Raw genomic sequence first — 25,466 nt, 5'->3', positions numbered from 1 at the left:
TAAATCGCTCTCTTTTCATTGTTTTTCCCCACGCGGCATCTCCGCACGGGCGTAGGACTCCGTGTGCGCATCGGTTGGCCGGCTCGCGGTCCGCTAAAGGCCTTTGAGCGTCGCGTCGATGGTGCGGAGCACCCGGCTCTGATCCGTCCGGGACTTCAGCAGCAGGCTTGTGGCGATCACCGTGGTCAGGAGCGTGCCTGCTTCCGTCGCGGCATCGCGTACCGTGTTCAGCTCTCCGTCGCGTTGTCCACGCTGAATCGCCTCACGGAAGGCATCCTCGATGCCGGCGAACAGGCCTTCGCCGACGTCGGCCACCGCTCGATCCATGCTTCCCAGCTCGGCTGAGGCGTTGACCAGGAGACACCCTCGATCATGGTCGCCGTACCCGGTGAGAACCTCCACGGCCTCTCGCAACTGGATGCGGACCGGCGCGCTGCTCGAGAAGTTCTCCGAGAGGAACTCCATTCGCCATGCGCTGTATCTCGCCAGCGAGAGGGTGAACAGGTTGTGCTTGCTCTTGAATGTGTTGTAGAGGCTTCCTTTGCCGATTCCGAGCTCGGTCATCAACGCCTGTGGCGTTGTGGCGGCATACCCATTACGCCAAAAGACCCCCATCGCCGCCTTGACCGCGACTTCCGCATCGAACTGCATGGGTCTTGCCATAGCGTCAAGTCTAGGTCGTTCTGTACCCGTGGGTCAAATATCGCCTCATCGGCGGTCGAGCGGCCAGGGGGATCATGATGCGCGAGTGCCGGGCCGCCACGCCGGGTTCGCCCCGCAACCGCACGGGCCCGCCTGGAGTCATGATCACGTGGCCGGAAAAGGACTGGACGGGATGTCGCTCGGGCTTGTAGCTTGCGGTTGCCCGTGACACCGCCCGAGGAGGTGAGACCCATGAACGCTGTATCGATGTGGGTGCTCCCCCTTCCCGTCACGGGCGGGCGATTGATGTAGGTGTCGCCGGGAGCGCCTCGCCAACCAGGCACTCCCGAAAGGCAACACCCATGCACTCTCAGCAGGTCCCCGCCGAGCCGCCGTCGAACGACAGGGTCGAGCGCGACTCCACGGTGGGCGACGTCCCCGGAGTTCCCCGGCCGCCGGCCTCCGGCGCCGATCGCGCGCCCCTCATCTTCGATGTGATCATTGCCGGGTGCGGGCCGACCGGTGCGATGCTGGCCGCCGAACTGCGGCTGCACGATGTGCGAGTACTCGTTCTGGAGAAGGAGACCAAACCCGCGTCGTTCGTCCGCATCGTCGGTCTGCACATTCGCAGTCTCGAGCTGATGGCGATGCGCGGACTGCTGGATCGCCTTCTCCCGCATGGAAGACGGCGTCCGGCCGCCGGTTTCTTCGCCGCCATCCCCAAACCCGCGCCCAAGGGCCTGGATTCCGCGTACGCCTATCTGCTGGGCATCCCCCAGCCGGTCATCGAACGTCTGCTCGAAGAACATGTGATCGAACTGGGTGCGCAGGTCCGGCGCGGTTGCGCGGTCACCGGTTTCGAGCAGGACGACGAGGGCGTGACCGTCGAGCTGGCCGACGGGGAACAGCTGCGTTCGCGCTACCTCGTCGGCTGTGACGGCGGGCGCAGTACGGTGCGCAAACTGCTCGGCGTCGGCTTCCCCGGCGAGCCCTCACGGACCGAGACGCTGATGGGCGAGATGGAAGTGGGCGCGCCGCAGGAGGAGATCGCCGCCAAGGTGACCGAGATCCGCGAGACCCGTCAGCCGTTCTGGCTCCGGCCCTTCGGCGAAGGGATCTACAGCGTCGTCGTCCCCGCCGCGGGAGTCAGGGACCGCGCGGAACCGCCCACCCTCGAGGATTTCAAACAGCAGTTGCGCACCATCGCCGGAACCGATTTCGGCGTGCACTCCCCGCGCTGGTTGTCCCGCTTCGGGGATGCCACCCGGCTGGCCGAACGTTATCGGGTCGGGCGGGTGCTGCTGGCCGGCGACGCGGCGCACATCCATCCACCCATCGGCGGGCAGGGCCTCAACCTGGGCGTTCAGGACGCGTTCAACCTCGGCTGGAAACTGGCCGCACAGATCCGCGGCTGGGCCCCGGAAACCCTGCTGGACACCTACCAGGCCGAACGTCGTCCGGTCGCCGAGGACGTGCTGGACAACACCCGCGCCCAGGCGGAACTGCTGTCCGCCGAACCGGGCCCGCAGGCCGTACGCAGGCTGCTCACCGAACTGATGGACTTCGACGAGGTGAACCGCCGTCTGATCGAGAAGATCACCGCGATCGGCATCCGCTACGACTTCGGCGAAGGCCCCGACCTGCTCGGCCGCCGCCTGCTCGACATCGACGTGAAACAGGGCCACCTCTACGGTCTGCTGCATCGCGGCCGCGGCCTGCTGCTGGACCGCACCGAACGCCTGACCGTCGGCGGCTGGTCGGACCGGGTCGATTACCTCGCGGATCCCACTGCGGTACTGGATGTTCCGTGCGTCCTGCTACGCCCCGACGGCCACGTCGCCTGGATCGGCGACGATCAGCAGGACCTGGACGACCACCTCTCCCGCTGGTTCGGCAAGCCCGCCGACTGATCTCGCCTGAGCAACCGAAAAGGTCCGTGAGGCGGGCCTGCCCGCGCGCGGTGCGACCTGAGGAAGGCGACGTCCTCGCGATGGAAGGGCGTCTCGACCACCATCGGGACGCCCGCCGGCACGGGAGTTCCGAAGGCCGTGCGTACGCGTCGTCCCTCTTACCAGAGCGAGAAGAAGCTCCGTAGCGGATGAGGATGGTAGGAGTCGAACAGCGCGAAGTTGATGAAGGGGGCAGAGGCGACTCCGAGCAGGGCGAAGGTGCGATTGAGCCTGGTCATCTTCTGCAGGTAGCGGTGGCCGCCGTCGGCGTCAGGCGATGACTCCTCGCCGGAGGCGGCCCCGTCTGCTGGAGGTTCGCGTCGCGTGACCACCTCGCCGAGCAGAGCCGCGGCGCCGGTGAGAACCGTGCCGGCGACAAGCACGTCCTTGGTGGCCACCATGGCCTTCGCGTCCTTGTCGAGGGACTGGCCGAGCAGGGTTCTCCGCTCACTCAGCCATCCGGTCGCGATGGCGGCGTTGACGAGCAGTTCGTACAAGGAGGCGCTCATACTGAGCCGAGCGCCGGTAGCCGTCTCCGCGGGCGTACGGGTGGCTCCGGGCGGCTCGCCGGCACGGGCGAACGCAGGTCTGCCGAACGCGGCGGCAGCCAAGCCGAGGCGGCCGATCGAAGCGGCCGTGGTCTGCGCGATCGTCATAATCGTCACCGCCGGTTCTGTCAGGTGAACAACCGAAAGATCGTTCCGGGCCGGTAAGAGCGCAAGATGTTGAAGTTCACGCGAGGGGTGAACCCGATCGCACCGGCCGCGAACGCGCGGTTCAGCGTCCTCATCACCGTGAAGTAGCGGTAGTAACGTTTCCCGCGCGGGGAGGCGTCGGACGTGAGGTTGCCCTCCGCATCCAGCGGCAACCCCTGAGGGAACTCACGCTTGAGAAGCTGACCCGTGGCGACGGTGGCGATGTTCGTGAACGCGGACCCGATGACGGCGAGATCTTTCAGCCTGACCGCGTCGTCGGTCGCTTGATCGAGGTGGCGTTGCGTCCTCAGGGTGTGCTGCTCGATCAGCCAGCCCCCGGTAAGCATCGTGTTCGCCGCGACGTCGTACCTGCTCCACAGCCGCCTGGCTCCAGCACGATCCGTTGCGCTGGTTCGCGGTGGTTGTGGACCGCCGACGAGAGCGGCGGCGGCGCCCAACTGGTGGATGGATGCCGCAGAAGTCGTGAGCAAACTCATCAGTGACCCCCGTGTCGGATGCGGCTCACAGGGCTTCCCATGGCGGACCGTGAGCTTGACGGGTCATCGTTGCACCTCCTGTCAAGTCTGTGACCTGCTGTTTCTTGTGTCAAGCGAGCGCCTGGGCGCCGCACTGGATGGAGACGCATCGACGGGGCCGCGGGCGGTCTCGTGGCCGTCGGAGCTCCACCTTCTTCGGCGTGGTGGGCGTACGCCGCCACTTCACCGTCCGCGCCTGCCTCGGCCGGCCTCGCAGCCGGAAACACTCCTTCCCGGCGTGACGGACATACGACAGCGATCACTATCGCGCGACGCGAAAGAAAGGCAGGTGCCGTCGCAGTGGGACGCGCCCGCGCGTAGAGCCGGGCATCACGTCGAGGGTGCCGGGATCCGTTAGGGCGAACCCTCCGGAGTCTCTGGCTCATCGTCCGGCATCGCGTCGAGGTGATGTTCGAGGGCGTCGAGCCGGTCGCTCCAGAGGCGCCGGTACGGCGCGAGCCAGGTGTCGATTTCCAGCAACGGTTCGAGGCGTAGCCGATACCACCGGCGCTGTGCGTCCACGCGTACCTCGACCAGGCCGGCTTCGCGGAGCACCTTCAGATGTTTGGAGACCGTCGGCTGTGTCAGGGCGAGCCTGCCGACCAGGTCGCCGGCCAGACGCTCACCGTCTCGGAGCAGGTTGAGGATCTCGCGTCGCTTGGGCTCCGCCAGCACCTCGAACGCGGTTTCCATCAAAATCAGCCGAGGGCGCGCTCGTAGTCGGCCTGCAGAGACTCCCATGCCGGCTGGTTCGCTTCGCGGCCGTCCAGCGACGCCTCCAGGAGATCCAGTCCGGCATGCCAGCCGGCGCCCAGCGAGGTCCCCGAATCGCGATCGTCGAAGATGTTCGTGAACACCATGCGACAGGCGGCGTCGCCATCGGGTTCCAGCTCCCATCGAAGCGTCTCGGAGTCCCAGGTGTACTCCAGGAGATTCGGCGGATCGAACCGGGTGACCTGGCCGTAGCCGATGCCCATCGCCTCGTGTTCCGCCTTCGGGACGAAGACGAGCCGGGCGCCTGGCCCCAGGTCGAATCGGAGCCTGTCGTAATCGAGGATCTGCACGAACCACGCGCGTAGCTGATCGGTCTCGGTGATCGCGCGCCAGACCTTTGCCTGCGGGTGGCGGAACCTGCGCTCGAATCTCAGGGCGAAACGGCCATCATCGGTTGGCTTCAACGTGCCGAGCATGGTGTCATCCCTTCGTCAGGTGGGCGCAGAGAGACCACAGTCCGGTCGAGCGGTGCCACCGATGTTCCGTGCCGACGGGACGCGTGATCCTCGTAGTTTCCGTGTCAGCAATATAGCCGAACAGGCATATACGCTGTCAATCAATCACGCGTGGCACGTTCACGGTCGTGTTTCAGAGCAAGGCGCACGGCGAAATAGATGACCAGGAACTGAAAGAACGCTCCGAGTAACATGAAGAGCAGGCTCACGCCAGAGGCACTGAAGTTCATGGAGTTCTCCCTCGTCGCCGTGTGATCAGCCTGCCTGCCCCGGCCTGCGCCGTCCAGCGGTGAGCCAGGACAACCCGGCACCGGCCGTGCGTGACGGGGTTGCGGTGCGCACCTGTGTCGGCACGCGGGCCGGGCCGATACGGCACACGACCCTTCGAGCGGGCTCGAAACGTTACGGCGCTAGCGTGGCCGTACAGAGATGAGCCGCCAAAAGCGGCAGCGCCTCGCACGCGCGCACCGCTCTGACCGGGGAGTCCCAGGCCCGCTCAACCACCGGGTTGAACCGGGCGCGAGAGGACGCAGGCCGTCGACGGCCACCTCTCTTCGGGCCCCGGATGAAGGAAGGAAGAGCCATGCCGGAACTACGAGTGATCGCCCGCCTGACGATCTCCGACGGGAACCAGGACAAGGTCCTCCCGCTCCTGAGGCAGATCACCGAGGCCGTCCGCAACGAGCCGGGCAACATCTCCTTCGTGCCCCACCGGCAACTCGGCGACGATCGTCAGATCGTCATCCTGGAACGGTATGCCTCGCGCGAGGCGTTCGCCGCGCATCAGGCGGCACCGCACTTCAGGCACATCGTCGTCGAACAGCTCATCCCACTGCTGGACGAGCGCGTCGTGGAGTCCTACGACGTCGCCGAATGACCACGACGCCGGCCGGCGACACAGGAGGAGCCGTCATCAGCGCGTTCAAGCACCAATACCGCTACCTCGCCGAGCGCGAGCCGATCTTCGCGCGCCTGCTCGACGAGTACGGCCCGCCCGATCCTTTTGAGTGGCACGACGGCGGACGCACCGGGTCGAGTCACTTCGCCGCGATGGCACTGCACATCATCGGACAGCAGATCTCCGCCACCGTGGCGTTCGTCGTCTTCGACCGGATCGCCGCGGCCACCGGCGACGTCCCCTCCCCCGACGGCGTCATCGGGTTGGGCGCCGAGCGGTTGCGGGCATGCGGCCTGTCCCGGGCCAAGGCGGCCTACGTCCTGGACCTGGCCCAGCGGCAGAAAAGCGGGCTCATCGACATCGAGAACATGGCCTCCCTCGACGACGACGCGGTGATCGCCGCACTCACCGCGGTGCACGGCATCGGCCTGTGGTCGGCGCAGACGTTCCTCATCCACCAGCTCCACCGGCCCGACGTGCTGCCCGCCGGCGACGGCGGCGTCCGCCGCGCCATCCGCGAGGCCTGGAGGCTCGACGAACTGCCCGCCATAGGTCAGGTGCGCGACATGGCGACCGGATGGGCGCCGTACCGCTCCTATGCGGCCGCGCTGCTGTGGCGATCGCTGCGGCCCGCCGGCGAGCCCTCCGACCCCAAAGCCCGCGCCTTGGGCCGCGAGGCGAAGACGACCGCTTCTCGGGAGCGGACGCGTGACCCGGTGAGGTGACGGCCGAAGTCGCGACAGACGGAGGCCGTCAGCGCATACCGCTGATCGCCGCGACCGTAGGGCACAGCGCGTAGACGCGAAAACGTGTTGCCGCAGGTTCCCCCCACGACGTATGGTTCTGCGCTCGTGATCACAGTGGTGGAGAAGGTCCTGCCTGCCCGGCTGGGGACAGGATTCCGATGGTTGCTGGCGTCGAGCTGGCTGACGAATCTCGGTGACGGGATCGCGGCCGCCGCGGGCCCGCTGCTGATCGCGACGTTGACCCGCGATCCATTGATGATCTCGCTGTCGGCCCTGGTGGGCTGGGCGCCGCCGCTGCTGTTCAGCCTGTATGCGGGAGTGCTGTCGGATCGGCACGACCGGCGCAGGATCGTGCTCGTCGCGAACGCGATGCGGGCTCTGGTGCTGGCGGCACTCGTCGTGCTCATGGCGACCGGCACGGTGACCGTGGCGACGGCGCTGGTGGCGCTCACACTCCGGTCCGTCGCCGAGGTGTTCGCCGACAATGCGACGGCCACGCTGACGCCCATGATGGTCAGCAAGGACGATCTTGTCATCGCCAACGCCCGCCTGGGCACGGGGTTCATCACGCTCAATCAGCTGGTCGGGCCGCCGATCGGCGCGGCACTGTTCGGCCTGGGCTTGACCTGGCCGTTCGCGGGCCAGTTGCTCCTGGTGGTGGCGGGGATGGTCCTGGTCTCCCGGCTCACGTTGCCACCGCACGGCCGGCAGGACGCCGATCCCAAGCCCAACACCGTACGGGAACTCGTCGCCGGGTTCAGCTGGACCATCCGGCACGCGGCGGTCCGCACGCTGGCGCTCACGATCCTGATCTTCAACTTCACGTTCGGCGCGGCCTGGTCGGTTCTCGTCCTCTACACCCAGGAACAGCTCGGCCTCGGCGCCATCGGCTTCGGCCTGATGACCACCATCGGCGGGATCGGCGGTCTGATCGGTACCGGCCTGTACGGGGCCATCACCCGCAAGGTGAGCCTCGGCGCCCTGATGCGGATCGGGCTCATCATCGAGACGCTCACCCACTTGGGCCTGGCCCTTGCTCATTCGCCGTGGGTCGCCGGGGGCATCTTCCTGGTCTTCGGCGCGCACGCGTTCATCTGGGGCACGACCTCGGTCACCGTTCGCCAGCGCGCGGTCCCACCTGAGCTGCAGGGCCGGGTGGGCAGCGTCAACGCCATCTGCGTCTACGCCGGTCTGGTGGTCGGCTCGCTGATCGGCGGTGTTCTGGCCACCCACTTCGGGGTCGCGGCGCCATTCTGGTTCGCCTTCGCTGGTTCCGCGGTGTTCGTGGTGCTGCTGTGGCGGCAGCTCATGCACATCGCCCACGACGACTGAGCCGCCACCTTTCCGGGGAGGCCTGCGAGGGTAGCCGTGTTTGGGGCAGGCAGAGGCCGGCGATTGGCGCGAAGATGGGCCGATGGTCACCACCGGAGCGAACGATCTCGGCGGATTCCTGCGCAGCCGGCGCGAACGCCTGACGCCGGCCGCAGCGGGCATCGAGCCCGGCGCTACTCATCGGCGCGTCCCGGGGCTGCGCCGGGAGGAACTGGCCGAACTCGCCGGGGTCAGTGTCGGCTACTACACGCGACTCGAGCAGGGCGTCAGCGGTAGCGCTTCCGCCGCGGTCATCGACGCGCTGGCCGCGGCGTTGCGGCTCGATCCCGCCGAGCACGAGCACCTGCGGATCCTCGCCGCTCCGAGACGACCGGCTCGGCCTCGTGCCTGGCGAACCAAGCTGAGGCCGTCGGTGCGTGAGCTGCTCGCCGCGATGCCCGGGACACCGGCGATCGTCATCGATCATCGCGCTGACGTCCTCGCGTGGAACCTCCTCGGTCACGCCCTGCTGGCCGGCCACGTCGACTTCGACGCCCCAGACGCGCGGGTTCGGCCGAACGTCGCGCGAATGCTGTTCCTCGACCCGCACCACCGTGCGTTGTACTGCGACTGGAACGCCAAGGCGCAGGTCACCGTCGCAGCCCTGCATCAGGCGGTCGCACGGCACCCGGCGGACCGGGAGCTCGAACAGCTTGTTGGCCGACTCGCGGTCGACAGCCCGGAGTTCGCGCGAATGTGGGCGCGACGCCCCGTCCGAACCTGCTCGTACTACCTGCGTGAGCTCGACCATCCTGTCGTCGGGCGGGTGACCCTGGCGAACGAGACGGTCACCCTTCCCGACGACGACCAGCAGATCGGGCTGTTCTACGCGCGTCTCGGCACATCCGACGCCGACGCGCTCACATTGCTGGCACAGACCCTCGATCGGCGCCTCGCGCCGGGAACCCCGTTTCGGAAGGAGAACGCAGGATGAGGATCATTGTCGTCGGCGGCGGAGGCACCATCGGGCGACGTTTGGTGCCCGCACTGCGATCCAACGGCCACGACGTTGTCGTGGCCGGACGCACCTCGGGTGACGTTCACGTCGACCTGACCTCACACCCAACCATCGAGGCCATGTACCGCGAGGTCGGGGCGGTCGACGGTGTCGTGAGCATCGCAGCGCACGGTGCACTCGACGAGTTCGGGACGCTGACATCAGACGCCCTGCAGGAGAACATGCGGGCCAAGTTCTTCGGGCAGGTCGATCTGGTCCTTACCGGCCAGCACCACTGCGCCGACGGCGCGTCCTTCACCCTGACATCGGGAATCTTCGCCGACCAGGCATGGCCGCACGTCACCGGCGGCGGCGTCATCAGCGGCGCACTGCACAGCTTCGTCCTGTCGGCCGCGATCGAACTACCACGGGGTATGCGGATCAACGTGGTCAGCCCCACCATGATCGGCGACTCCGTCGCCACCTTCGACGAGCACTTCCCCGGTATGCGTCCAGTACCGATGAACGAACTCGTCGACCACTATCTGCACTGCGTTGAAGGCGACGACACCGGCGGCGTCGTCCGCGCGTATGGATGACCGCGCTACTCATCCCTGTCGAGCACGCCGATAGTGCGGGCCGGTCGCGCCCGTGGAGCCATGCTTTTGGCGCCGCTCCTGGTGCTGCGCGCGGGCCAAGGTGATGTCCTTGGCCGGCAGCTCAAGCCTCGTCGGTCAGCGAAGGCACGGCGCATGGACGGAGGACCATGAGTGAGTCTTCCAAGGTCGCCACCATGGCAAAGGGGAACCTGTCGAGCTCAAGACAGAGTGCGACGTCATCAGGATGGGCTCCTTGACGCACACCCTCCGCCAGCTCGGCGGCGGCGCGCGACTCGCCGGCGCGGCGGAGGAACTCGGCCGCATCCGTCCCAGCCTCGGTGGCCCTCCGAGCGATGTATTGAGCGCACGCCAGATCTTCGTCGGCGTGCCCGTCGTCGCCGGTGACCACGAACGTGACGCTGTCACTCTTGCGTGTCCGCAGGAGCCGAGCCGTTGCCTCCGCCACCACGAAGCCGGCGCACAGCACCAGCGACGCCTCCTTGACCGCAAGAGCGCCGACCGTCCCCGCCGTGGTTTTCTGCACAACGGTCCGTCCGCCAAGATCAACAGACCGCAGCAGGCCCGGTGAGTTGACGGTGTCGAACCCAGGTGCGGGCGGACCGTCTTTGAGCGCCACCCAATCCGGGTGGCGAGCCTTGAGCGCCAGGGCTTCGTCCAGTGACTCAGCAAGAACGATCTTTTCCGCCCCCTGGGCAAAGGCCCAGGCAGCCACCGTGAAAGCACGCATGACGTCGACGACGACCGCCACGGACGGGGCTTCGACCAGATCAGCGATACCAAGGAAACGCGCGTCCATCCGGTCATGATCGCGCATGTCCGATCCGAAGCACCCAGACAGTGATGCGCATCACATCGACGGTCTCGGAATGCAACATCCGGCCATTGCCGAGGCGGCGCGCCGGGTGGGTGCGAATGCGGTCGGGATGATCAACGTGGGGTGCCACCGGAATGTGGCAGAAACGGGCCGCGAGCTTGGTCGCCGTCACGGGAATCTGGGGCGTTGCCCGTCATGCCCCCTGCCCGGTGATGTGGCACCGCAGTGGGGTATTCACTACGGTTCTGGGTCCAGGCAGGTTCCGGTTTCGTGTACCTGGTCCTTCGGCGGGGGCCCGATGGACACGTCGCTCCCCCAATCGGTGAAGTCGATCTCGGTCACGGCAGACCTGGGTCCACTCTCCTCGGCCAGGAGATCGGTCGTGATGAGACGGACCCGGCGGGGAAGCCGGTCCGGCCCGACCCACAACTGCCACGAGACCTCTAGAGAGCGGGACTGCATCGGCAGTTGTACTGCCATAACGGGGTCGTCGCCTTGGTCCGGGATGCTGAACTCGGCCTGCGCGGCACGCCCGGAATGTACGACGGTGGCGACCGCGTCGATGACCCCGCCCGAGGAGGGGGCGGGGGCCGCAAGCCTCTGCAGCACCTCGGGCGACAGAACCGCACGTGCGTCGAGTCCCCCGAGGAGACGCGCCGCCATCCCGCATTTGGGGCTGCTGTGGTGAAGCCAGGCCTTGCCGGCGGGAACGTATCTCCGGTCGGCCCGCTGCTCGTAGGTGTCGGTGCCGCTGATCGAGATCGCCCTGGTCGTCATATAGGACAGATCATCCGGAATGAAGTCCTTCCAATCTTCGGGGATGTTGGTCCGGTGGAAGGTCGTAGTCAGATCGGAGGCAGCCGCACCGAGCCGCAGGATTCCGGTGGTCCGGCTCTCGCTGTATTCGCCGATGTTGAGCGGCACGATGGTGTCGTCCTCCGACGAAGGGGTGGGTGTCACCACTCCGCTGTAGTCCACACGGACGAGCTTGGTGACCTTCACTCCGGTCGAGTCTTTCGCCTGCTGGGCCACCGCCTCGGCGGGCGTCCGCCCCGTCATCGTGATCTCTTCGCCACACCCGGCCGCCAGGGTGATCACGAGCATGGTCGGCACAATCCTCGATAAATGCACCCGATGATCATAGGAGTGCAGGGCTTCGATCTTCCGTTGCCCACGAACGGCTTGCGCGATGGTTTGCTGTCCTTGACGCAGAAGACGAAGTCCGTGTCCCGCCCGTGCAGGTGCCGGGAGTGTTTGCACTGCGTGTGAGACGGTCCGCAGTGATCAACATTCCGGCGACGTTGATCAGGTGACGGGCCGGCGCCTCCTGCCGGCGCGGGCTACATCGTGATGGCCGATCCGGAGGGAAACGAGTCCTGCTCGGACCGAACGACGGGGAACTTCACCCCGGTGAGGTCTTCGGAGACGGCCCACAGCCGCTGCTGGACGGCTACCTCGTACGACTCCGGGCTGGAGGTGACCAGCCGGGGGTGGCCCATGACCTCGTTGCGTCCGCCGGGACCGTAGTACTGGCCGCCGAGCGTGGCGGGGTCGGTGGCGGCGCGCAGGGTCGGCAGCGCGCCCATCGCCGGCGTCTGGGTGATCAGCGGCGCGAGCCAGGTGAGCGGAAGCCGGAGGGCCGCGGGGGCGTTGCGGGCGAGCTCGGTGCTGGACATGCCGGGGTGCGCGGCCACCGCGACGGTGGTTCCGTGCGTGGCGAGCCGGCGCTGCAGCTCGTACGTGAACATCAGGTTGGCCAGCTTGGACTGACCGTAGGCGGCGACCCGGCCGTACGACCGCTCCCACTGCAGGTCGTCGAAGTGGATCGCGGCCCGGATGCGGTGGCCGACGCTGCTGACCGTCACCACGCGCGAGCCGGGCACCGGCAGCATCAGGTCCAGCAGCAGCCCGGTGAGCGCGAAGTGGCCGAGGTGGTTGGTGCCGAACTGCATCTCGAAGCCGTCCCGGGTGGTCTGCTTCGGGGTGTACATCACGCCGGCGTTGTTGATCAGCAGGTCGATCCGGTCGAGCCGGGACCGCAGCGCCGCCGCCGCGGTCCGGACGGAGTCGAGCGAGGTCAGGTCCAGCGCCTGCACGGTCACGTCGCCGGTCATGCGGGCCGCGGCCCGCTCGCCCTTCTCGACGTCGCGCACGGCGAGCACCACGGACGCCCCGCGCTCGGCGAGCGCCTTGGCGGTCTCGTACCCCAGTCCGGTGTTGGCCCCGGTCACCACGGCCACCCGCCCGCGCTGGTCCGGAATGTTCGCCGTCGTCCACTTCTCGCCCATGTAAGGCTCCCAACCGATTAACGTACCGAAGGTATCTTGTGTCGACGACGTTAAAGTACTTTCGGTACGTTGTCAACGTACCGCAGGTACTTAAGTTAGGCTGGCGATCGTGACTTTCCAGCGGGCGCGAACCGAAGAGCAGCGGGAGATCCGCCGACGGGCGATCCTCGACATGGCGTCGGCGATGCTCGACGAGATGCCCGTGGCCGCGGTCACTCTGAACGAGCTCAGCCGCCGGGTAGGCCTGGCGAAGCCGAACGTGCTGCGCTACTTCGAGTCTCGCGAGGCGGTGCTGCTAGAACTGCTGGACCGCTTCCTGCAGGAGTGGCTGACGGAACTGGCAGGCGAGCTGGACGCCGGCATCGACGAAAATCTCCCCATGGCCGAGCGGGCGGCGGCGGTGGCCGAGATCCTCAGCCGCTCACTCTCCAGCCGAGTGGTGCTGTGCGACCTCTTCGGCGCACAGGGCAGCGTCCTGGAACACAACGTCTCCGTCGAGGTCGTAGCACGCTACAAGCGTGCCTCCCTGGACCGCCTGACAACCATGACCGCCCTGATCCAGAAGTACCTGCCGGAGCTGGGCGAGAACGCAACACTGTTCAGCCTGCAGACCATGGTCATGGCCGGCGCGCTGTCGGCGTACAGCACGCCCCCACCCAGCCTGCAGGCGGCCTACCAGGCCGAGCCCGACCTGGCCCGCTTCCACCTGCAGCTGAAGGACCACTTGAAGCCGGCCCTGACCGCGACCCTCCTGGGCGTGCTACCCCGCCGCTGACCCGCGTCGCACCGGACAGGCCAGAACCTCTGTGGTTCTCGCGCCCGGACGGCGAAGGGGCTGGAGGAGGTGACGCTATTGCTGCTTTGCGAGCCACTCGTCGAAGGTGGTCGGCGCGATGCGGGCGCCCTCGCCGGGCAGGAGTACGTTGCCGGCCATATCCGGACCGGACAGCGACGACCACGTCGGCACGAGCTTGACCGCGTGCCCGCGCGCGTCGTTGGTGCGCCGGGCCATGTCCACCAGGTCCTGCGTCTCAGGGCCGGCGACATCGCGGTAACGCCCCTGCGGTGCGCCCGTGGCGATCTCGGCGAGGACGTCGGCCACGTCCGCGGGCGCGATCGGCTGGACGAGCATCGGTGGGATCGTGGCGACGCCGTCCTGCTCGGTCCAGCCCGCCACCGTCGCGGCGAAGTCGTGGAACTGCGTGGCGGGAACGATCGTCCACAGGACCGGGCCCTCGGTCACGAGGCGCTCCTGCTCGCGCTTGCCGGCGTAGTGCGCGTTCCCTTCGATGCGATCGACGCCGACGATCGAGAGCAGTACGTGGTGACGGACACCGGCCCGTTCCTCGGCGGCGAGCAGGTTCCGGGTGGTGGCGGCGAAGTACGCCACCGTGTCGTCCCGGTCTGCCGCCGCGTGGCTCGTGGCGTCGATGACGGCCTCGACGCCGGTCAGGGCGGCGTCGAGGCCGTCGCCGGTGCTCAGGTCCACGCCGAGTGAGCGGCTGATGCGCACGACCTCGTGCCCGGCCTGCTCCAGGACGGCGACGGTGTGGGCCCCGATGTTCCCTGTGGCTCCGGCAACGGCGATTCGCATGGTCCTCATGGTGATCTCTCCTCTGTCTCGTGTGCTGCCGCTTACGCTATCTCGGACTTAAAAGATCCTCAATGTCTGAGATAGTATCGGGTTCATGAAGCTGCCTGTGAGTACGGAATGGCTGTTGCACTGCGCCGCGTCGCTGGCGCAGCTCGAGGCAGGGGCCACCGCGTCGGCAGCACAGCTCGCCCAGTACTTCGACCTGCCGGCGGCCTATCTCGCCAAGCAGCTACAGGCGCTGGTCAAGGCCGGCGCGCTGGCTGCGACAACGGGCCCGCGCGGCGGGTTCCGGCTGGCCCGGCCCGCTTCCGAGATCACGCTCCTCCAGATCGTCGAGGCAGTCGACGGGACGTCCTCGCCGTACGAGTGCCGCGAGATCCGCCAGCGGGGACGGGGAGCCCTGCCCGCCGAGGAGTGCCGGACCCCCTGCATCCTCGCCGAGAAGATGGCCGAAGCCCACGAAGCCTGGCGGAACAGTCTCGCCACGACCTCGCTCGCTGACATCATCGCCGCACTGCCCCCATCGGCCCCACCCCGTACCCGCCTGCGCCTGACCGGCTCGTCGTAGCGCATCCGCCACCGCGCGCAACGCCCCGGACGTCGCGCGGACAGGCGGCTGGTCGGGGCCGGCATCGGGGGCACGCGTCCCGGCGACAGGCGGTCCACGCGTGGCGGATCAGGCTACGCACGGTGGTGATCGTGTCGGCGAGGTCGAAGAACACTTCCATGCCGGCGGTCGTAGCAGCGAGCGAGCCGGCGAAAGGCGTTCTGCCAGGCATGAGTGCGCCCGAGGTGCCATCGTCAGGTGGCCTGGAGTCGCGCCTTGATCCCCTTGCGGGTGACCCGACCCTGAAAGCCACTCTTGTCAAACAAGCTGTGACCTCTTGATTTTTAGATCATCCCCAGGGCTGAAAACTTCTCAAATAGATCCATAAGGGAAAGATCCCTACTTTCATTGACGAGATGACATTCGGCGTTAACAATGATCACCAATGCGGAACGAACGGCGGTGACATGCCAGAGGTCCTTCACCGCCGGGGGTCGACATCGGTGGTGCGCTGAAGATCCCGAATCTCATTTTTGTTGTGGAGTCGGTCAGCGCACGCATCCTTTACTCGAAGGGATACGCGGGTGAATTTTTTCCATGCACAAGATGACGACCAGGTCGAGGGCGGTGCCCTCGGGCGCAAGCTGGGTCTGACCCGTCGGGGACTATTCGCGGCAACCACCGGTATGGTCGCGGCGGCGGCCGTCACCGCCTTACCTGGCAAGGCCTGGGCCGCCTCTCCAATCGCCCCTCCCGCCGCCCCTCTCGCCGCCGTTCCGGCCACCCCTCTGATCCGTGACAGCAAGCGCGGCATCATCCTCTACACCGTCCGCGACGCCATCTCCCGTGACCCCAGCACCACTCCCCTGCCGTCGGGGTTCAAGGCGGTGCTCAAGGCACTCAGCGACATCGGCTACGAGCGCGTCGAGTTCGCCGGCTTCACCCAGCACGCCAACGCCGAGGGCGGGCCGAACCTGGAGAGCGTCGCCGGGGCGACGTTGCTGCGCAAGTGGCTGGACGACAACGGGCTGAGGGCCGAGGGCAACCACGGGTTCATCCCGGGCTCCTGGCCCCTGACCCAGGCCGACCTCGACCGGTTCAAGACCACCCTGGAGATCTCCAACATCCTGGGCATGGACCACATGGGCACCGGCAACGACCCGACCAACAGCAACTACAAGGCCGACTGGGACATCGCCGCCGCGAAGTGGAACACCCTCGGCGAGATCGCCCGCAACTCCGGCTACGTCAAGCTGTACACCCACAACCACGACGCCGCCTACAGCTTCCTGCTCGACAGCGGACCGCTGGACGCCCAGGGCCGCCCGACACGATCGTCGGGGATCCGGAAGCTGGAGTACTTCCTGGGCGTCACCGACCCCAAGTTCGTGAACCTGGAGCTGGACATCTACTGGGCACACGTCGCCCAGTACAAGCACAAGACCTACACCGCCCCGGACGGCTCCATCCAGACCAACATCTTCAACCCCCTCGCCCTCGTCCAAACGCACGAGGACCGGTACCCGCTGTTCCACGCCAAGGACGGCAGGATCAACACCGCGACCGCCAACGGCTACGACATGGTGCCCTTCGGTACGGGCGACATCGACTACACGACGTTCTTCCGGGCTCTGACCAGCCAGCACCACTACCCGATGTATGAGCAGGACACCGCTCCGGGCGGTGCGGCGAACCCGAACCAGTCATTGCAGTTCGCCCAGCTCAGCTACAACAACATGGCCGCCCTCACCACAGCGTAACCAGCCGCCGAGCCCAGCGGCCGGGCCGGAACTCGGGCGAACCCGGGATCCGGCCCGGCCTGCATGCGGACCGTCGTGACACCGGCGAGCGACGGCTACGTACGCCGCGGGCGAGATCGGCAGGCGCTTTCAGCGCCGTCCGGATCGGCAGGACCTGTGCCTCACCGGCGAACGAGCGTCAGCCGACGTGGACGTGCGGGCGGCGGGTGACGTCGGGCTCGGCCTGGCGCAGCACCTCCCGGGTGAGCGGCGGCACGTCACCGCCGCCGAACAGCAGATAGCGGAGCATGGCGGTGACGGGGTTGCCCTCCGTCCAGTGGAAGTAGATGTGTGGCGCCTGCCCGCTGCGCCGGCGCAGCTCCAGCAGGAGCGCGGCCAGGGAGTTGGGTACGGTGGGGCTCTCGAAGCGCAGGATGCGGTGACCGTGGCGTTCCTCGCCGCGCACGTACAGCTCGGTCTCGAAGTCGGAGGCGTCCACGACGGTCACCTCGACGAACATGATCGGCTCTTCGCTGCGCAGCCGGTGGTTGAGCCACTGCTCGCGCCGTTTGTCGGTGTACTCGGCCTGGTCGCGCTGGTGCGGCTCGTTGGCGATCAGGTGGATCTCGGCGCAGGCGTCGTTGATGAACTGCTCGGCGAGCGGGTCGAAGTGGACCTCGCTGACGCGCAGCTCCGTGGAGCGCGTCGCCCGGGAGATGAGCGAGGTGACGATGATCGCGATGATGAAGAACGAGGCGATCTTGACACCGTCGGGTCTTTCGATGACGTTGTCGACCAGCGTGTAGGCCAGCACCGCGGAGATGAGACCGAAACCGGCCGTCGCGGCCCGTTGGCCCTTGCGGATGGCCGACAGGGTGACCGCGACCGCCGCCGACAGCATGAGCACCAGGACTCCGGTGGCGTACGCGCCGCCCTGGGCCTCGACATCGGCGTCAAAGATGATCGTGATGGCGAAGGCGATGACGGCGAAGACCAGTACGAGCGGCCGTACGGCACGCGTCCAGTCGGGCGCCATGCCATAGCGGGGCAGGTACCGCGGGACCAGGTTGATCAGGCCTGCCATGGCGGAGGCGCCGGCGAACCACAGGATCGCGATCGTGCTGACGTCGTAGAGCGTGCCGAACCAGTCGCCGAGGAAGTCGTGGGCCAGATATGCCAGGGCCCGGCCGCTGGCCTTGCCGCCTTCCTCGAACTCCCGGTGAGGAATGAGGACGGTCGTGGCGAAACTGCTGAAGATCAGGAAGACACTCATGATCAGGGCGGCGACGGTAAGCAGTCGCTGAGTGCCCTTGATCCGCTGCGGCTGATCGCCCTTGACTATGGGCATCACCGCGACGCCGGTCTCGAATCCGGACATGCCGAGCGCGAGCTTGGGCATCACCAGCAGCGACAGGCCGATCATGGCGAATGGGCTGCTGTAGTCGACGCGGAGCGCCTGGGTCCAGTCCACGACCAGGTTGGGCGTCTGTGCCACGTGCACGAGCGCGGTGGCCACCACGACCGCGTTGAGCGACAGGTAGACGAAGACGAGCACCACCGCGATGCCGATGGCTTCGCTGAATCCCAGGAGGAACACCCCGGCGAGCAGGGCCAGGAGGAAGAGCGTGACCAGCACCCGCCGGCCGTCGAGGAAGTCGGGGACGAAGGGGTTCTCCAGGATGTGCGCCGTCGCGTCGGCGGCCGACAGCGTCATCGTGATGACGAAGTCGGTGGCCGCGAACCCCAGCAGTGCGAGCACGAAGAGTTTTCCCCACCATTGCGGGGCGAGCTTCTCCAGCATCGCGATCGAGCCCTGCCCGTTGGGGCTTTCCTGCGCCACCCGCCGGTAGACCGGCAACGCGCCGAACAGGGTGAGGAGCACCAGCAGAAGGGTCGCCACGGGTGAGAGGACACCGGCGGCGAGAGCGGCGATGCCCGGCTGGTAGCCAAGCGTGGAGAAATAGTCGACGCCCGTGAGGCACATGACGCGCCACCAGGAGTGCTTCTGGTGCGGGCCGTGCTCGATCTGCTTGCGGTCGGTCTGCAACCCCTTCAGCAACCAGGTCCGCAGTGACCCGTCCTCGCCGCCCAATCCAACTACCCCCGTCAAAGATGCGTAAAGACGAAAAGCACCTTACTGAGGTCAGAGGGGTATAAATGGGCTCAGGGCGTCAAGAAAACGTCAATATCGGACGCCTGGGGCTCTACGGCACGCCGGTCTCCACCGGTCTCGGCGACACGCCGGATCTCATGGGCTGCTCCCCCGATGGCCACGGTCACCTTTCGCTTCGAGAGAAGGTCGGCTCCCCATGGCGTTCACCAGGAACCCTGTCGTGAAGAGCCGGGCCATCGCCGCTGTCACCGATGCTCGGCCCGGTCCGGGGCTCCACGAGCCCCGCACACGCCGTACGTCGCCGGCACGGCTACGACCGGATCGTCATCCTCACCGGGCATCGGGGATGCCCTCGGCTGTCCGGCCCGCCGGAACCGCTATCCCAGCAGGCCGTCGGCCAGCACGCCGAGAGAGAGCGCGGGCAGGAAGTTGAGCAGCGCCAGGATCAGCGCCGCACCGGTGGCCAGGACGACGAAGTTGGGCCCGTGGGTCCGCAGCGTGCCCGCGGTGACCGCCATGGGCTGCTGCCGGACCATCCGCCCGGCCAGTGCCAGGACGAAGGCGATCGGCAGGTAGCGTCCGACGAACATGGCGACCGTCATGGTCAGGTTGTAGAACATCGTGTTGCCGTTCAGGCCCGCCATCGCGCTGCCGTTGCTGTTGACGGTACTGGTGTAGGCGTAAAGCACCTCGGTGAGACCGTGCGCTCCCACGTTGCCCATCGACGACCTGCCCTCGGGCAGGGCCACGGCCAGCGCGGTGAAGGTCAGGATCAGCGTGGGCGCGACCAGGGCGTAAAGCACCACGCACCGCATCTCGAAATAGCCGATGCGCTTGCCCATGAACTCCGGAGTGCGCCCGACCATGAGACCGCCCAGGAAGACCGCCACCAGGACCGCCATCAGCAGACCGTACAGGCCGCTGCCCGTGCCGCCGGGGGCGATCTCGCCCAGCATCATCGCCGCCAGCAACACCCCGCCGCCCAGGCTGGAGAAGCTGTCGTAGGAGGAGTTGAGCGCGCCGTCGGCCGAACCCGTCGCGGCGACGCCGAACAGCGTGCTGCCCGGGATGCCGAAACGGGTCTCGGTGCCCTCCATCTGCGCGCCGACGGAGACCGCGACCGTGCCGGTCTGCGCGCTCTGCGCGAGGTTGCCGGCGATCAGCAGCAGGCCGAACAGGATGGCGACCACGCTGAGGAGGGTCCAGCCCAGTTTCAGGCTGCCGGCCAACCGGCCGAAGGTGCGGATGAACGCGGTGGGGATGAGCAGCATGAGCAGGATCTCGAGGGCGTTGCTCATCGAGGAGGGGTTCTCGAACGGGTGGGCGCTGCTGGTGTTGAAGAAGCCGCCGCCATCGCCCGACATGAGCTTGATCGGCTCCCAGGAGCCGACGGGGCCCCCGATGAGGGTCTGCGTGCCGCCCGCGATGGTGTGCACGGTCTGCGCGCCGTCCAGGTTCTGCTGCACGCCCAGGCCGATCAGCGCGATGCCGAAGACGACGGCCAGCGGGAGCAGGACGCGGAAGACGCTGCGGACCAGGTCCACCCAGAAGTTGCCCAGGCCCGCGCCGCTCCGCCTCACCAGACCCCGGATGAGCGCGAGGCCCACGCACATGCCGACCGCGGCGGAGGCGAAAGCCTGCACGCCGAGACCGGCCATGACCGCCAGGTGGCCGGTTGTGGACTCACCCGCGTAGTTCTGCCAGCTGGTGTTGGTGGTGAAGCTGACCGCGGTGTGCAGCGCCAGCTCCCACGGCATGCCCTCGTGGCCGAGCGACCACGGCAGGAAGCTCTGGAAGGTGAAGAGCCCGAAAAGGGCCACGATGCTCATCACCGAGAAGGCCATCAGCGCGAGCAGGTAGTGGCGCCAGTCCTGCTCCCGGTCGGGGGCGACACCGCAGATCCGGTAGAGCACACGCTCGACCTTGAAGTGGTGGTCGCCGTCGAGCGCACGGGCCATGTAGTCGCCCAGTGGCACGTGCAACACCAGCAGGACGACGAGAACGAAGAGCGCCTGGCTCCAGCCGTACATGATCAGGCCTTCCCATCGAGCGCGAGGTTGAGCGTCAGCACGTTCACGCCGGGCTCGCCGAAGAATCCCAGAGCACGTCCGGCGGTGTGCCCGCCGACCAGGCGCAGCACGTCGCCGACAGGGAGGTGGCGGGCCCTGGCGACGCGGGCGGCCTGGAGGCGGGCGTATTCCGCTGAGATGTGCGGGTCGAGACCGCTGCCTCCGGCGGTGACCGCGTCAGCGGGCACCCTGGACCTGGCGGGCGCGTCGCCGCGCACGGGCACGATCAGCGCGTGGCTGTAGTCCGCGTCGTGTTCGGCGCACTCCACGGTGACGCCCTCGTAGGTCGCGACGAAGGGGGTGGCCGGGCAGGCCTGGTTCAGGCTGACCACGCGGGTGGCCCTGCCGGTGAGCCCGCCGGCGCGAAACACGCCGAGCGTGGCGCCCACGCCGCCGGCCGTACAGTACGGCCGTGCGCCGCTGACGCCCTCCAGTTCGCCGACGGTCTTGCTGCGCGCGCAGACCTGGGTGAGCAGGCTCGGTTTGCCCGACTCCGGGTCCGCCGGGTCGGGAAGCGTGTCGACGACGCTCTCCGCGCCCAGGTTGCCGGCCGCGGTCGAGGTCGGGTCGTAGCCGTCGCCCGCGACGGAGGGACGGCTCTGGAAGTACTGCCTGAGCGGGTTGCCCTCGGCGTCGGTGAACGACTGGCCGATGAGCGCGCTGCCATGGTTTCCGATGCGAGAACCGTCGGCCTGGTCGTTGAAGAGGGCTTGGGCGATGCCGGTCATCGCCAGCGGGTAGAGCAGGCCCACCGTCACGGTGAGCACCAGCACCACCCGTAGAGCCGCGAGATGCCGGGTGACCCACGGCGGAATGCGATTCATGTCAGATCCCCGGAATGAACTGGACGAGAAGGTCGATCAGCTTGATGGCCACGAACGGCACGAGCACGCCGCCCAGTCCGTGGACCCACAGGTTGCGGGTGAGTGGCCTGGACGCGCTTGAGGGCCGGTATCGCACGCCGCGCAGGGCGAGCGGGATCTCCTCCTCGGGTTGCCGACGTGGGCGTCCCCTCGGTCCAGCCGACCACGCGGCGGGCGACGCTCTGCTGCTTGGTACGGCGCGACGTGTCGGCCTGAGCCCGGCCCCGGCTCTCCGCGACGGCCCCGGCCAGGTTGGCGAAGATCACGGTCAGCCAGAGCCAGACGGTGATCAGCCAGCCGAAGCCGGAGGGTTCGGCGATGGCGAGCCCGGTGGTCAGCAGGGCACCGACCTCGGTGACGAACATGACCGGGTTACGCCAGAGCGTCCTCGGGTCGAGCTTGCGCGGTGCCTCCGGCAGTGCCCGCCAGAGTTGCTTCGGATCGAGCAGTCCCGCGGCGACACGGCGACGGCCGGAGGACTTCGGCGGAAGAGGGCTCGGCTTGACCGGAGCCTCGACGCTCATCAGAACTTGCCCGGAAAGCGAATGGCCAGAACCAGGTATCCAAGTAGAGCCACCGAAATGATCAGTCCGACGATATTGTCCAAACTCATCGGACAACCACCATAAATGTTATCTCAGACACTCTTTTTCCCAGGAAAAATCCGACAACGGGCCCATTGCGCCGTGTAGCCCGATGGAAGCCCTCGCGGGAATTCCCCGCAACCCCTCTTCACGTGTTCCCTACGGCGAACGGGGAGATCCTGCCGCGACGTTGACGCCACGACCACCGGGAACCACTTCCGCGCAGGCGCGAGGCCGGAACGCCGGTCGTGCGGCCGGCCGGATGCCGGGGCGGGAGCCGGGCCGTGGGGGTGACCCGGTACACGTACTCGATCGCGCTACGCAGCGGTGTGGCGACGGGCCGCGGCCCGCTCACGCACCTGCGGGTCGGGGATCTGCGGATCCGGCTTGCCCGCACCCCCAAGAAGGGACGTTTTCTTCCCCGCCCTCGATACAGAGTTTTGTACCTATTTGCTATCTTCTGTCTATTTTGACAGGGAGGGCTTAACCGCAGAAACAGAATCACACGGAGATCAACTCATACGCCACTCCGCTGGACGTGACGGCGCCGCAGAACGGCCGTTCAAGCGTGCCAGCGGTTTTCCGGCGAGCGAGCGATGGAAGGGCCTGACATGTCCAACCATTTCACCGGCCTCAGCCTTGGGCCACCACTCGGCGACCAGCGCCTCGATCTATGCGACCTATACGCCTTCGGGGCACCCGGCGATCCGAGCAGGACCGTTCTCATCCTCAACGCCAATCCCAACGCAGATGCCCTGCACCCCGACGCCGTATACCGCCTGAACATCGACAACGACGGCGACTACCTGACCGACGTCGCCTTCAGCTGGGTCTTCAGCCCGCCGGCATCCGACGGCTCCCAGACCTACAGCGTCTTCATGGCAACCGGCGCGGAGTCCCGCAGGCCCGAGGCGGTCGGCACCAAGATCGTGTCGGACGCCGCCGTCTCCTTCGGCCCCCAGGCCAAGGTGGTCAGCGGCGGCGACTACAAGGTGGCCGCCGGTAGCCGCAGTGACGCCTTTTTCTTCGACTTCGACGGAATCAAGGATCTGTTCGACACCAGCGGCAAGCGGAATTTCACCGCACCGCATCTGGGCGGGAAGTCTCCGTGGACCGGCGTCGACTCCAACAGCACGGCCAATGTCTTCTCCATGGCCGTCGAGCTGCCGACCGCGGAGCTGGCGCCCAGACCCGAGCTGCGCGTCTGGGGCCGGTGCAGCGTCCTACGCGACGGCGAGCTCGTCCACGCGGACCGGGCCGGACACCCGTCGATGAGCAGCTTCTTCAACACCGACGACACGAAGGAGGAATACAACGCCGGCGAGCCGGTCAACGATCGGGCCAGGTGGACGGACCAGTTCGTCCACCTGCTGGGCCACACCGGCGGCTACTCGCGTGAGGAGGCGATCACCGCGCTCGACGAGCACGGCCTCCTGCCGGACGTGCTGCACTTCGACCCGTCCAAGCCCGCCGCGTACCCCAATGGCCGGACATTCGCGGAAGACGTCATCGACATCCGCGTCGCGTTCCTCACCAAGAACGAGGCGCCGCCCACCGGCCTGACGCCGCACACCGACACCCTGGACCGGTTCCCGTACCTCGGCGACCCGCACCCGGCAGCCGCCTCCTGACGGATCCCAGACGTCTGGTTCGCCGATCTTCAATCGCGAGATTCGATTCTTGGACTTCACCGTCCATGCCAGATGCGTCAGGCGGTCAGGCCGGCGCTGATCAGCCAGATGTGTTCGCAGGTCGAAGATGCCTTCCGCAACTTCTCGCGGGACTCTTGCGAGGCGTGGTAGAAGGTCCGCTCGATCATCCAGCACAGGGCGCGTGCCATCGCCGGCGCCTGATCTGGTTCGGCGCCGGCCTGAACGCCGGCTCGTTCCAGGACGGCGGTGATGGCCGTGATGAACAAGTCGGCCGTATGGCTCCACAGGTCGCCGATCTCCGGCACGGTCAACGACAGGTCGATCGCCGTGCGCATGACCAGGCCGTGCTCGTTCCACAGCTCGACCGTGCGCTGCATGGCCGCTGCGATGGCCTGGCGCGGCTCGGCGGTCTCCGCGGTGGCCCGGGACCGCTCCCACAGGTGCTCAACGGTCCGGGCCACAAGTGCCGTGACCACTTCTTGCTTGGAGCCGAAGTAGAAGTACAGGGCGCCGCGTGTGATGCCGGCGCCCTGGGCGATGTCGCCGACGGTCATGGCGTCGTAGCCCTTTTGCGCCAGCAGAGCCTCGCAGGTGTCCAGAATGGCCCGCTCCCGGACGTCGCCCTTGCGTTCGGTGGTGCGTCGGCTCCGCGTGGGGTGGTGGCCGGGCATCAGAGCTGAGCGCCCTCGGCGAAGTCGGTCGTACGGGAGAGCGCCTCCCATGCGCGGATGTCCTCGTCCACGGCCACGCGCGCGGCGGTGACCAGTCGCAGCGCGTCCGAACCCAGGACGAGATGGGCCGGTGGCCGGTCGACCGACGCGATGCGCACGACGGCGTCCCCGGCCTTGGCCGGATTGCCCAGCTGGTTCCCACTCGCCTTCTGCCGCGCTTCACGGATGGGGGTGAACAGCTCGTCGTAGTCGTCGATGGACTGCGCGGCGCGCGTCATGGATCGTCCGGCCCAGTCGGTGCGGAAGGAGCCGGGCTCGATCGCCGTCACGTGGATCCCGAACTGTGCGACCTCCTTGCCCAGTGCCTCGAGGATGCCTTCCAGGGCGAACTTGCTGCCACAGTAGGCGGACATGCCGGGCACGGCCATGAGTCCGCCCATGGAGGTGACGGCCATCAGATGTCCGCGCCGGCGCCGGCGCATGTGGGGCAGTGTTGCCTGCAGGGTGGCCACCGCCCCGAACACGTTGACCTCGAACTGCCGCCGCACCTCGGCCAGCGGGGTTTCCTCGAGGGTGCCCTCCAGGCCGTAACCGGCGTTGGCGACGACGACGTCCAGAGGGCCGACGCTCCGCTCCACCTCCGCGACCACGTTCGAGACGGCGTCGCCGTCGGTCACATCCAGGATGCGGCCGTGAGCGTACCCGCGCTTGAGCTCTTCGAAGGCCCGCAGGTCCTCCTCGGAGCGGACCGTTCCGACGACGGTGTGCCCGGCGGCCAGGGCGGCTTGGGCGAAGGCACGCCCAAGGCCCGAGCTGACGCCGGTGATGAGCCACTTCTGCTTCTGCATCGCTCCTCCAGAGAGGACTCGAAAGGAGCCGGATCGCTCCCTCGCCCAAAACTCTACACCA

27 protein-coding genes and 1 pseudogene are annotated in these 25,466 nt (G+C 67.5%); 10 read left to right on the top strand and 18 right to left on the bottom strand.

Features of this window, described 5'->3' with window-relative positions; translation table 11 throughout:
- Positions 1-93: 93 nt before the first annotated feature.
- On the bottom strand, positions 94-651 hold the full coding sequence (locus tag DKM19_RS21040; RefSeq protein ID WP_162641649.1) for a TetR/AcrR family transcriptional regulator: 558 nt from the start codon (positions 649-651) through the stop codon (positions 94-96).
- Positions 652-1,127: 476 nt separating this feature from the next.
- Between DKM19_RS21040 and rox the strand changes: the two genes are divergently transcribed.
- Complete coding sequence (gene rox / locus DKM19_RS21035) at positions 1,128-2,552, top strand: rifampin monooxygenase (protein ID WP_204359120.1); 1,425 nt, start codon at positions 1,128-1,130, stop codon at positions 2,550-2,552.
- A 158-nt stretch (positions 2,553-2,710) separates the two neighbouring features.
- Here the strand turns inward: rox and DKM19_RS21030 are convergent, their stop codons facing one another.
- From DKM19_RS21030 to DKM19_RS52545, 5 genes are all read right to left on the bottom strand, one after another.
- Positions 2,711-3,247, bottom strand: a complete 537-nt coding sequence (locus tag DKM19_RS21030) for a hypothetical protein (protein ID WP_162641648.1) — start codon at positions 3,245-3,247, stop codon at positions 2,711-2,713.
- 20 nt (positions 3,248-3,267) lie between these two features.
- Positions 3,268-3,744: a hypothetical protein gene (locus DKM19_RS21025; RefSeq protein ID WP_162641647.1), complete on the bottom strand. Its 477-nt coding sequence runs from the start codon at positions 3,742-3,744 to the stop codon at positions 3,268-3,270.
- 432 nt (positions 3,745-4,176) lie between these two features.
- On the bottom strand, positions 4,177-4,515 hold the full coding sequence (locus DKM19_RS21020) for a helix-turn-helix transcriptional regulator (RefSeq protein WP_110705859.1): 339 nt from the start codon (positions 4,513-4,515) through the stop codon (positions 4,177-4,179).
- Positions 4,516-4,520: 5 nt separating this feature from the next.
- Positions 4,521-5,012 (bottom strand): SRPBCC family protein, encoded by a 492-nt coding sequence (locus tag DKM19_RS21015; protein ID WP_110697639.1) that lies wholly within the window; start codon positions 5,010-5,012, stop codon positions 4,521-4,523.
- 140 nt (positions 5,013-5,152) lie between these two features.
- The gene (locus tag DKM19_RS52545; RefSeq protein ID WP_255415537.1) at positions 5,153-5,281 is read right to left on the bottom strand and encodes a hypothetical protein; all 129 of its coding nucleotides are present in this window, start codon (positions 5,279-5,281) and stop codon (positions 5,153-5,155) included.
- 353 nt (positions 5,282-5,634) lie between these two features.
- Here DKM19_RS52545 and DKM19_RS21010 point away from each other — a divergent pair, with 353 nt between their 5' ends.
- The 5 genes from DKM19_RS21010 to DKM19_RS20990 all read left to right on the top strand — a co-directional run bounded on the left by DKM19_RS21010 (position 5,635) and on the right by DKM19_RS20990 (position 9,602).
- On the top strand, positions 5,635-5,928 hold the full coding sequence (locus DKM19_RS21010) for a putative quinol monooxygenase (protein WP_162641646.1): 294 nt from the start codon (positions 5,635-5,637) through the stop codon (positions 5,926-5,928).
- Positions 5,925-6,674 carry a DNA-3-methyladenine glycosylase gene (locus tag DKM19_RS21005; RefSeq protein WP_110697635.1) on the top strand — a complete coding sequence of 250 codons (750 nt, stop codon included), beginning with the start codon at positions 5,925-5,927 and terminating at the stop codon, positions 6,672-6,674. Before DKM19_RS21010 ends, DKM19_RS21005 begins: the two co-directional genes overlap by 4 nt.
- A gap of 126 nt (positions 6,675-6,800) precedes the next feature.
- A complete protein-coding gene (locus DKM19_RS21000; RefSeq protein WP_110697633.1) occupies positions 6,801-8,027 on the top strand; it encodes an MFS transporter in 1,227 nt (408 codons plus the stop codon).
- An 82-nt stretch (positions 8,028-8,109) separates the two neighbouring features.
- The gene (locus DKM19_RS20995) at positions 8,110-9,000 is read left to right on the top strand and encodes a helix-turn-helix transcriptional regulator (protein ID WP_110697631.1); all 891 of its coding nucleotides are present in this window, start codon (positions 8,110-8,112) and stop codon (positions 8,998-9,000) included.
- Complete coding sequence (locus DKM19_RS20990) at positions 8,997-9,602, top strand: short chain dehydrogenase (RefSeq protein WP_110697630.1); 606 nt, start codon at positions 8,997-8,999, stop codon at positions 9,600-9,602. The genes DKM19_RS20995 and DKM19_RS20990 overlap by 4 nt, the downstream gene beginning before the upstream one ends.
- Before the next feature lie 121 nt (positions 9,603-9,723).
- Here the strand turns inward: DKM19_RS20990 and DKM19_RS20985 are convergent, their stop codons facing one another.
- The 4 genes from DKM19_RS20985 to DKM19_RS20975 form a co-directional block, all read right to left on the bottom strand.
- Positions 9,724-10,437 (bottom strand): 2-phosphosulfolactate phosphatase, encoded by a 714-nt coding sequence (locus DKM19_RS20985; RefSeq protein WP_204358907.1) that lies wholly within the window; start codon positions 10,435-10,437, stop codon positions 9,724-9,726.
- Entirely contained in the window at positions 10,424-10,609 is a 186-nt protein-coding gene (locus tag DKM19_RS50745) for a hypothetical protein (RefSeq protein ID WP_204358906.1), read from the bottom strand. The genes DKM19_RS20985 and DKM19_RS50745 overlap by 14 nt, the downstream gene beginning before the upstream one ends.
- A gap of 65 nt (positions 10,610-10,674) precedes the next feature.
- On the bottom strand, positions 10,675-11,541 hold the full coding sequence (locus DKM19_RS49585; RefSeq protein WP_162641148.1) for a hypothetical protein: 867 nt from the start codon (positions 11,539-11,541) through the stop codon (positions 10,675-10,677).
- Between the two features lie 236 nt (positions 11,542-11,777).
- Positions 11,778-12,725: an SDR family NAD(P)-dependent oxidoreductase gene (locus tag DKM19_RS20975; protein WP_110697628.1), complete on the bottom strand. Its 948-nt coding sequence runs from the start codon at positions 12,723-12,725 to the stop codon at positions 11,778-11,780.
- Between the two features lie 109 nt (positions 12,726-12,834).
- Here DKM19_RS20975 and DKM19_RS20970 point away from each other — a divergent pair, with 109 nt between their 5' ends.
- Positions 12,835-13,500, top strand: coding sequence for a TetR/AcrR family transcriptional regulator (locus DKM19_RS20970; RefSeq protein WP_110697626.1), 666 nt, complete (start codon positions 12,835-12,837; stop codon positions 13,498-13,500).
- A 75-nt stretch (positions 13,501-13,575) separates the two neighbouring features.
- On the opposite strand, the gene DKM19_RS20965 is transcribed toward DKM19_RS20970, so the two are convergent.
- Complete coding sequence (locus DKM19_RS20965; protein ID WP_369989469.1) at positions 13,576-14,328, bottom strand: SDR family oxidoreductase; 753 nt, start codon at positions 14,326-14,328, stop codon at positions 13,576-13,578.
- Positions 14,329-14,425: 97 nt separating this feature from the next.
- Here DKM19_RS20965 and DKM19_RS20960 point away from each other — a divergent pair, with 97 nt between their 5' ends.
- On the top strand, positions 14,426-14,887 hold the full coding sequence (locus DKM19_RS20960) for an Rrf2 family transcriptional regulator (RefSeq protein ID WP_239514358.1): 462 nt from the start codon (positions 14,426-14,428) through the stop codon (positions 14,885-14,887).
- A gap of 55 nt (positions 14,888-14,942) precedes the next feature.
- Here the strand turns inward: DKM19_RS20960 and DKM19_RS51830 are convergent.
- Positions 14,943-15,186: pseudogene (locus DKM19_RS51830) on the bottom strand (IS5/IS1182 family transposase); the annotation flags it as partial.
- A gap of 264 nt (positions 15,187-15,450) precedes the next feature.
- Between DKM19_RS51830 and DKM19_RS20950 the strand changes: the two are divergent.
- Positions 15,451-16,626 carry a sugar phosphate isomerase/epimerase gene (locus DKM19_RS20950; protein ID WP_204358905.1) on the top strand — a complete coding sequence of 392 codons (1,176 nt, stop codon included), beginning with the start codon at positions 15,451-15,453 and terminating at the stop codon, positions 16,624-16,626.
- Between the two features lie 178 nt (positions 16,627-16,804).
- Here DKM19_RS20950 and DKM19_RS20945 read toward each other — a convergent pair whose 3' ends face one another.
- From DKM19_RS20945 to DKM19_RS20930, 4 genes are all read right to left on the bottom strand, one after another.
- Complete coding sequence (locus tag DKM19_RS20945) at positions 16,805-18,697, bottom strand: amino acid transporter (RefSeq protein ID WP_204358904.1); 1,893 nt, start codon at positions 18,695-18,697, stop codon at positions 16,805-16,807.
- A gap of 398 nt (positions 18,698-19,095) precedes the next feature.
- Positions 19,096-20,748, bottom strand: a complete 1,653-nt coding sequence (kdpA, locus tag DKM19_RS20940; RefSeq protein WP_110697618.1) for a potassium-transporting ATPase subunit KdpA — start codon at positions 20,746-20,748, stop codon at positions 19,096-19,098.
- A 2-nt stretch (positions 20,749-20,750) separates the two neighbouring features.
- Positions 20,751-21,611: a potassium-transporting ATPase subunit C gene (locus tag DKM19_RS20935; protein ID WP_110697616.1), complete on the bottom strand. Its 861-nt coding sequence runs from the start codon at positions 21,609-21,611 to the stop codon at positions 20,751-20,753.
- Positions 21,608-22,174 carry a hypothetical protein gene (locus DKM19_RS20930; protein WP_204358903.1) on the bottom strand — a complete coding sequence of 189 codons (567 nt, stop codon included), beginning with the start codon at positions 22,172-22,174 and terminating at the stop codon, positions 21,608-21,610. The genes DKM19_RS20935 and DKM19_RS20930 overlap by 4 nt, the downstream gene beginning before the upstream one ends.
- 671 nt (positions 22,175-22,845) lie before the next feature.
- Here DKM19_RS20930 and DKM19_RS20920 point away from each other — a divergent pair.
- Positions 22,846-23,865 (top strand): DUF4331 family protein, encoded by a 1,020-nt coding sequence (locus tag DKM19_RS20920; RefSeq protein WP_110697612.1) that lies wholly within the window; start codon positions 22,846-22,848, stop codon positions 23,863-23,865.
- A gap of 77 nt (positions 23,866-23,942) precedes the next feature.
- On the opposite strand, the gene DKM19_RS20915 is transcribed toward DKM19_RS20920, so the two are convergent.
- Together DKM19_RS20915 and DKM19_RS20910 are read right to left on the bottom strand one after the other, a co-directional pair.
- Entirely contained in the window at positions 23,943-24,557 is a 615-nt protein-coding gene (locus DKM19_RS20915) for a TetR/AcrR family transcriptional regulator (protein ID WP_110697610.1), read from the bottom strand.
- The gene (locus DKM19_RS20910) at positions 24,557-25,405 is read right to left on the bottom strand and encodes an oxidoreductase (RefSeq protein ID WP_110697608.1); all 849 of its coding nucleotides are present in this window, start codon (positions 25,403-25,405) and stop codon (positions 24,557-24,559) included. The genes DKM19_RS20915 and DKM19_RS20910 overlap by 1 nt, the downstream gene beginning before the upstream one ends.
- Positions 25,406-25,466 lie beyond the last annotated feature (61 nt).

It is taken from the genome of Streptosporangium sp. 'caverna', from assembly GCF_003203775.1.
Lineage (GTDB): Bacteria > Actinomycetota > Actinomycetes > Streptosporangiales > Streptosporangiaceae > Streptosporangium > Streptosporangium subroseum.
The sequence above is the reverse complement of the archived record's forward strand: the minus strand, read 5'-3'. Positions and strand labels throughout refer to the sequence as shown.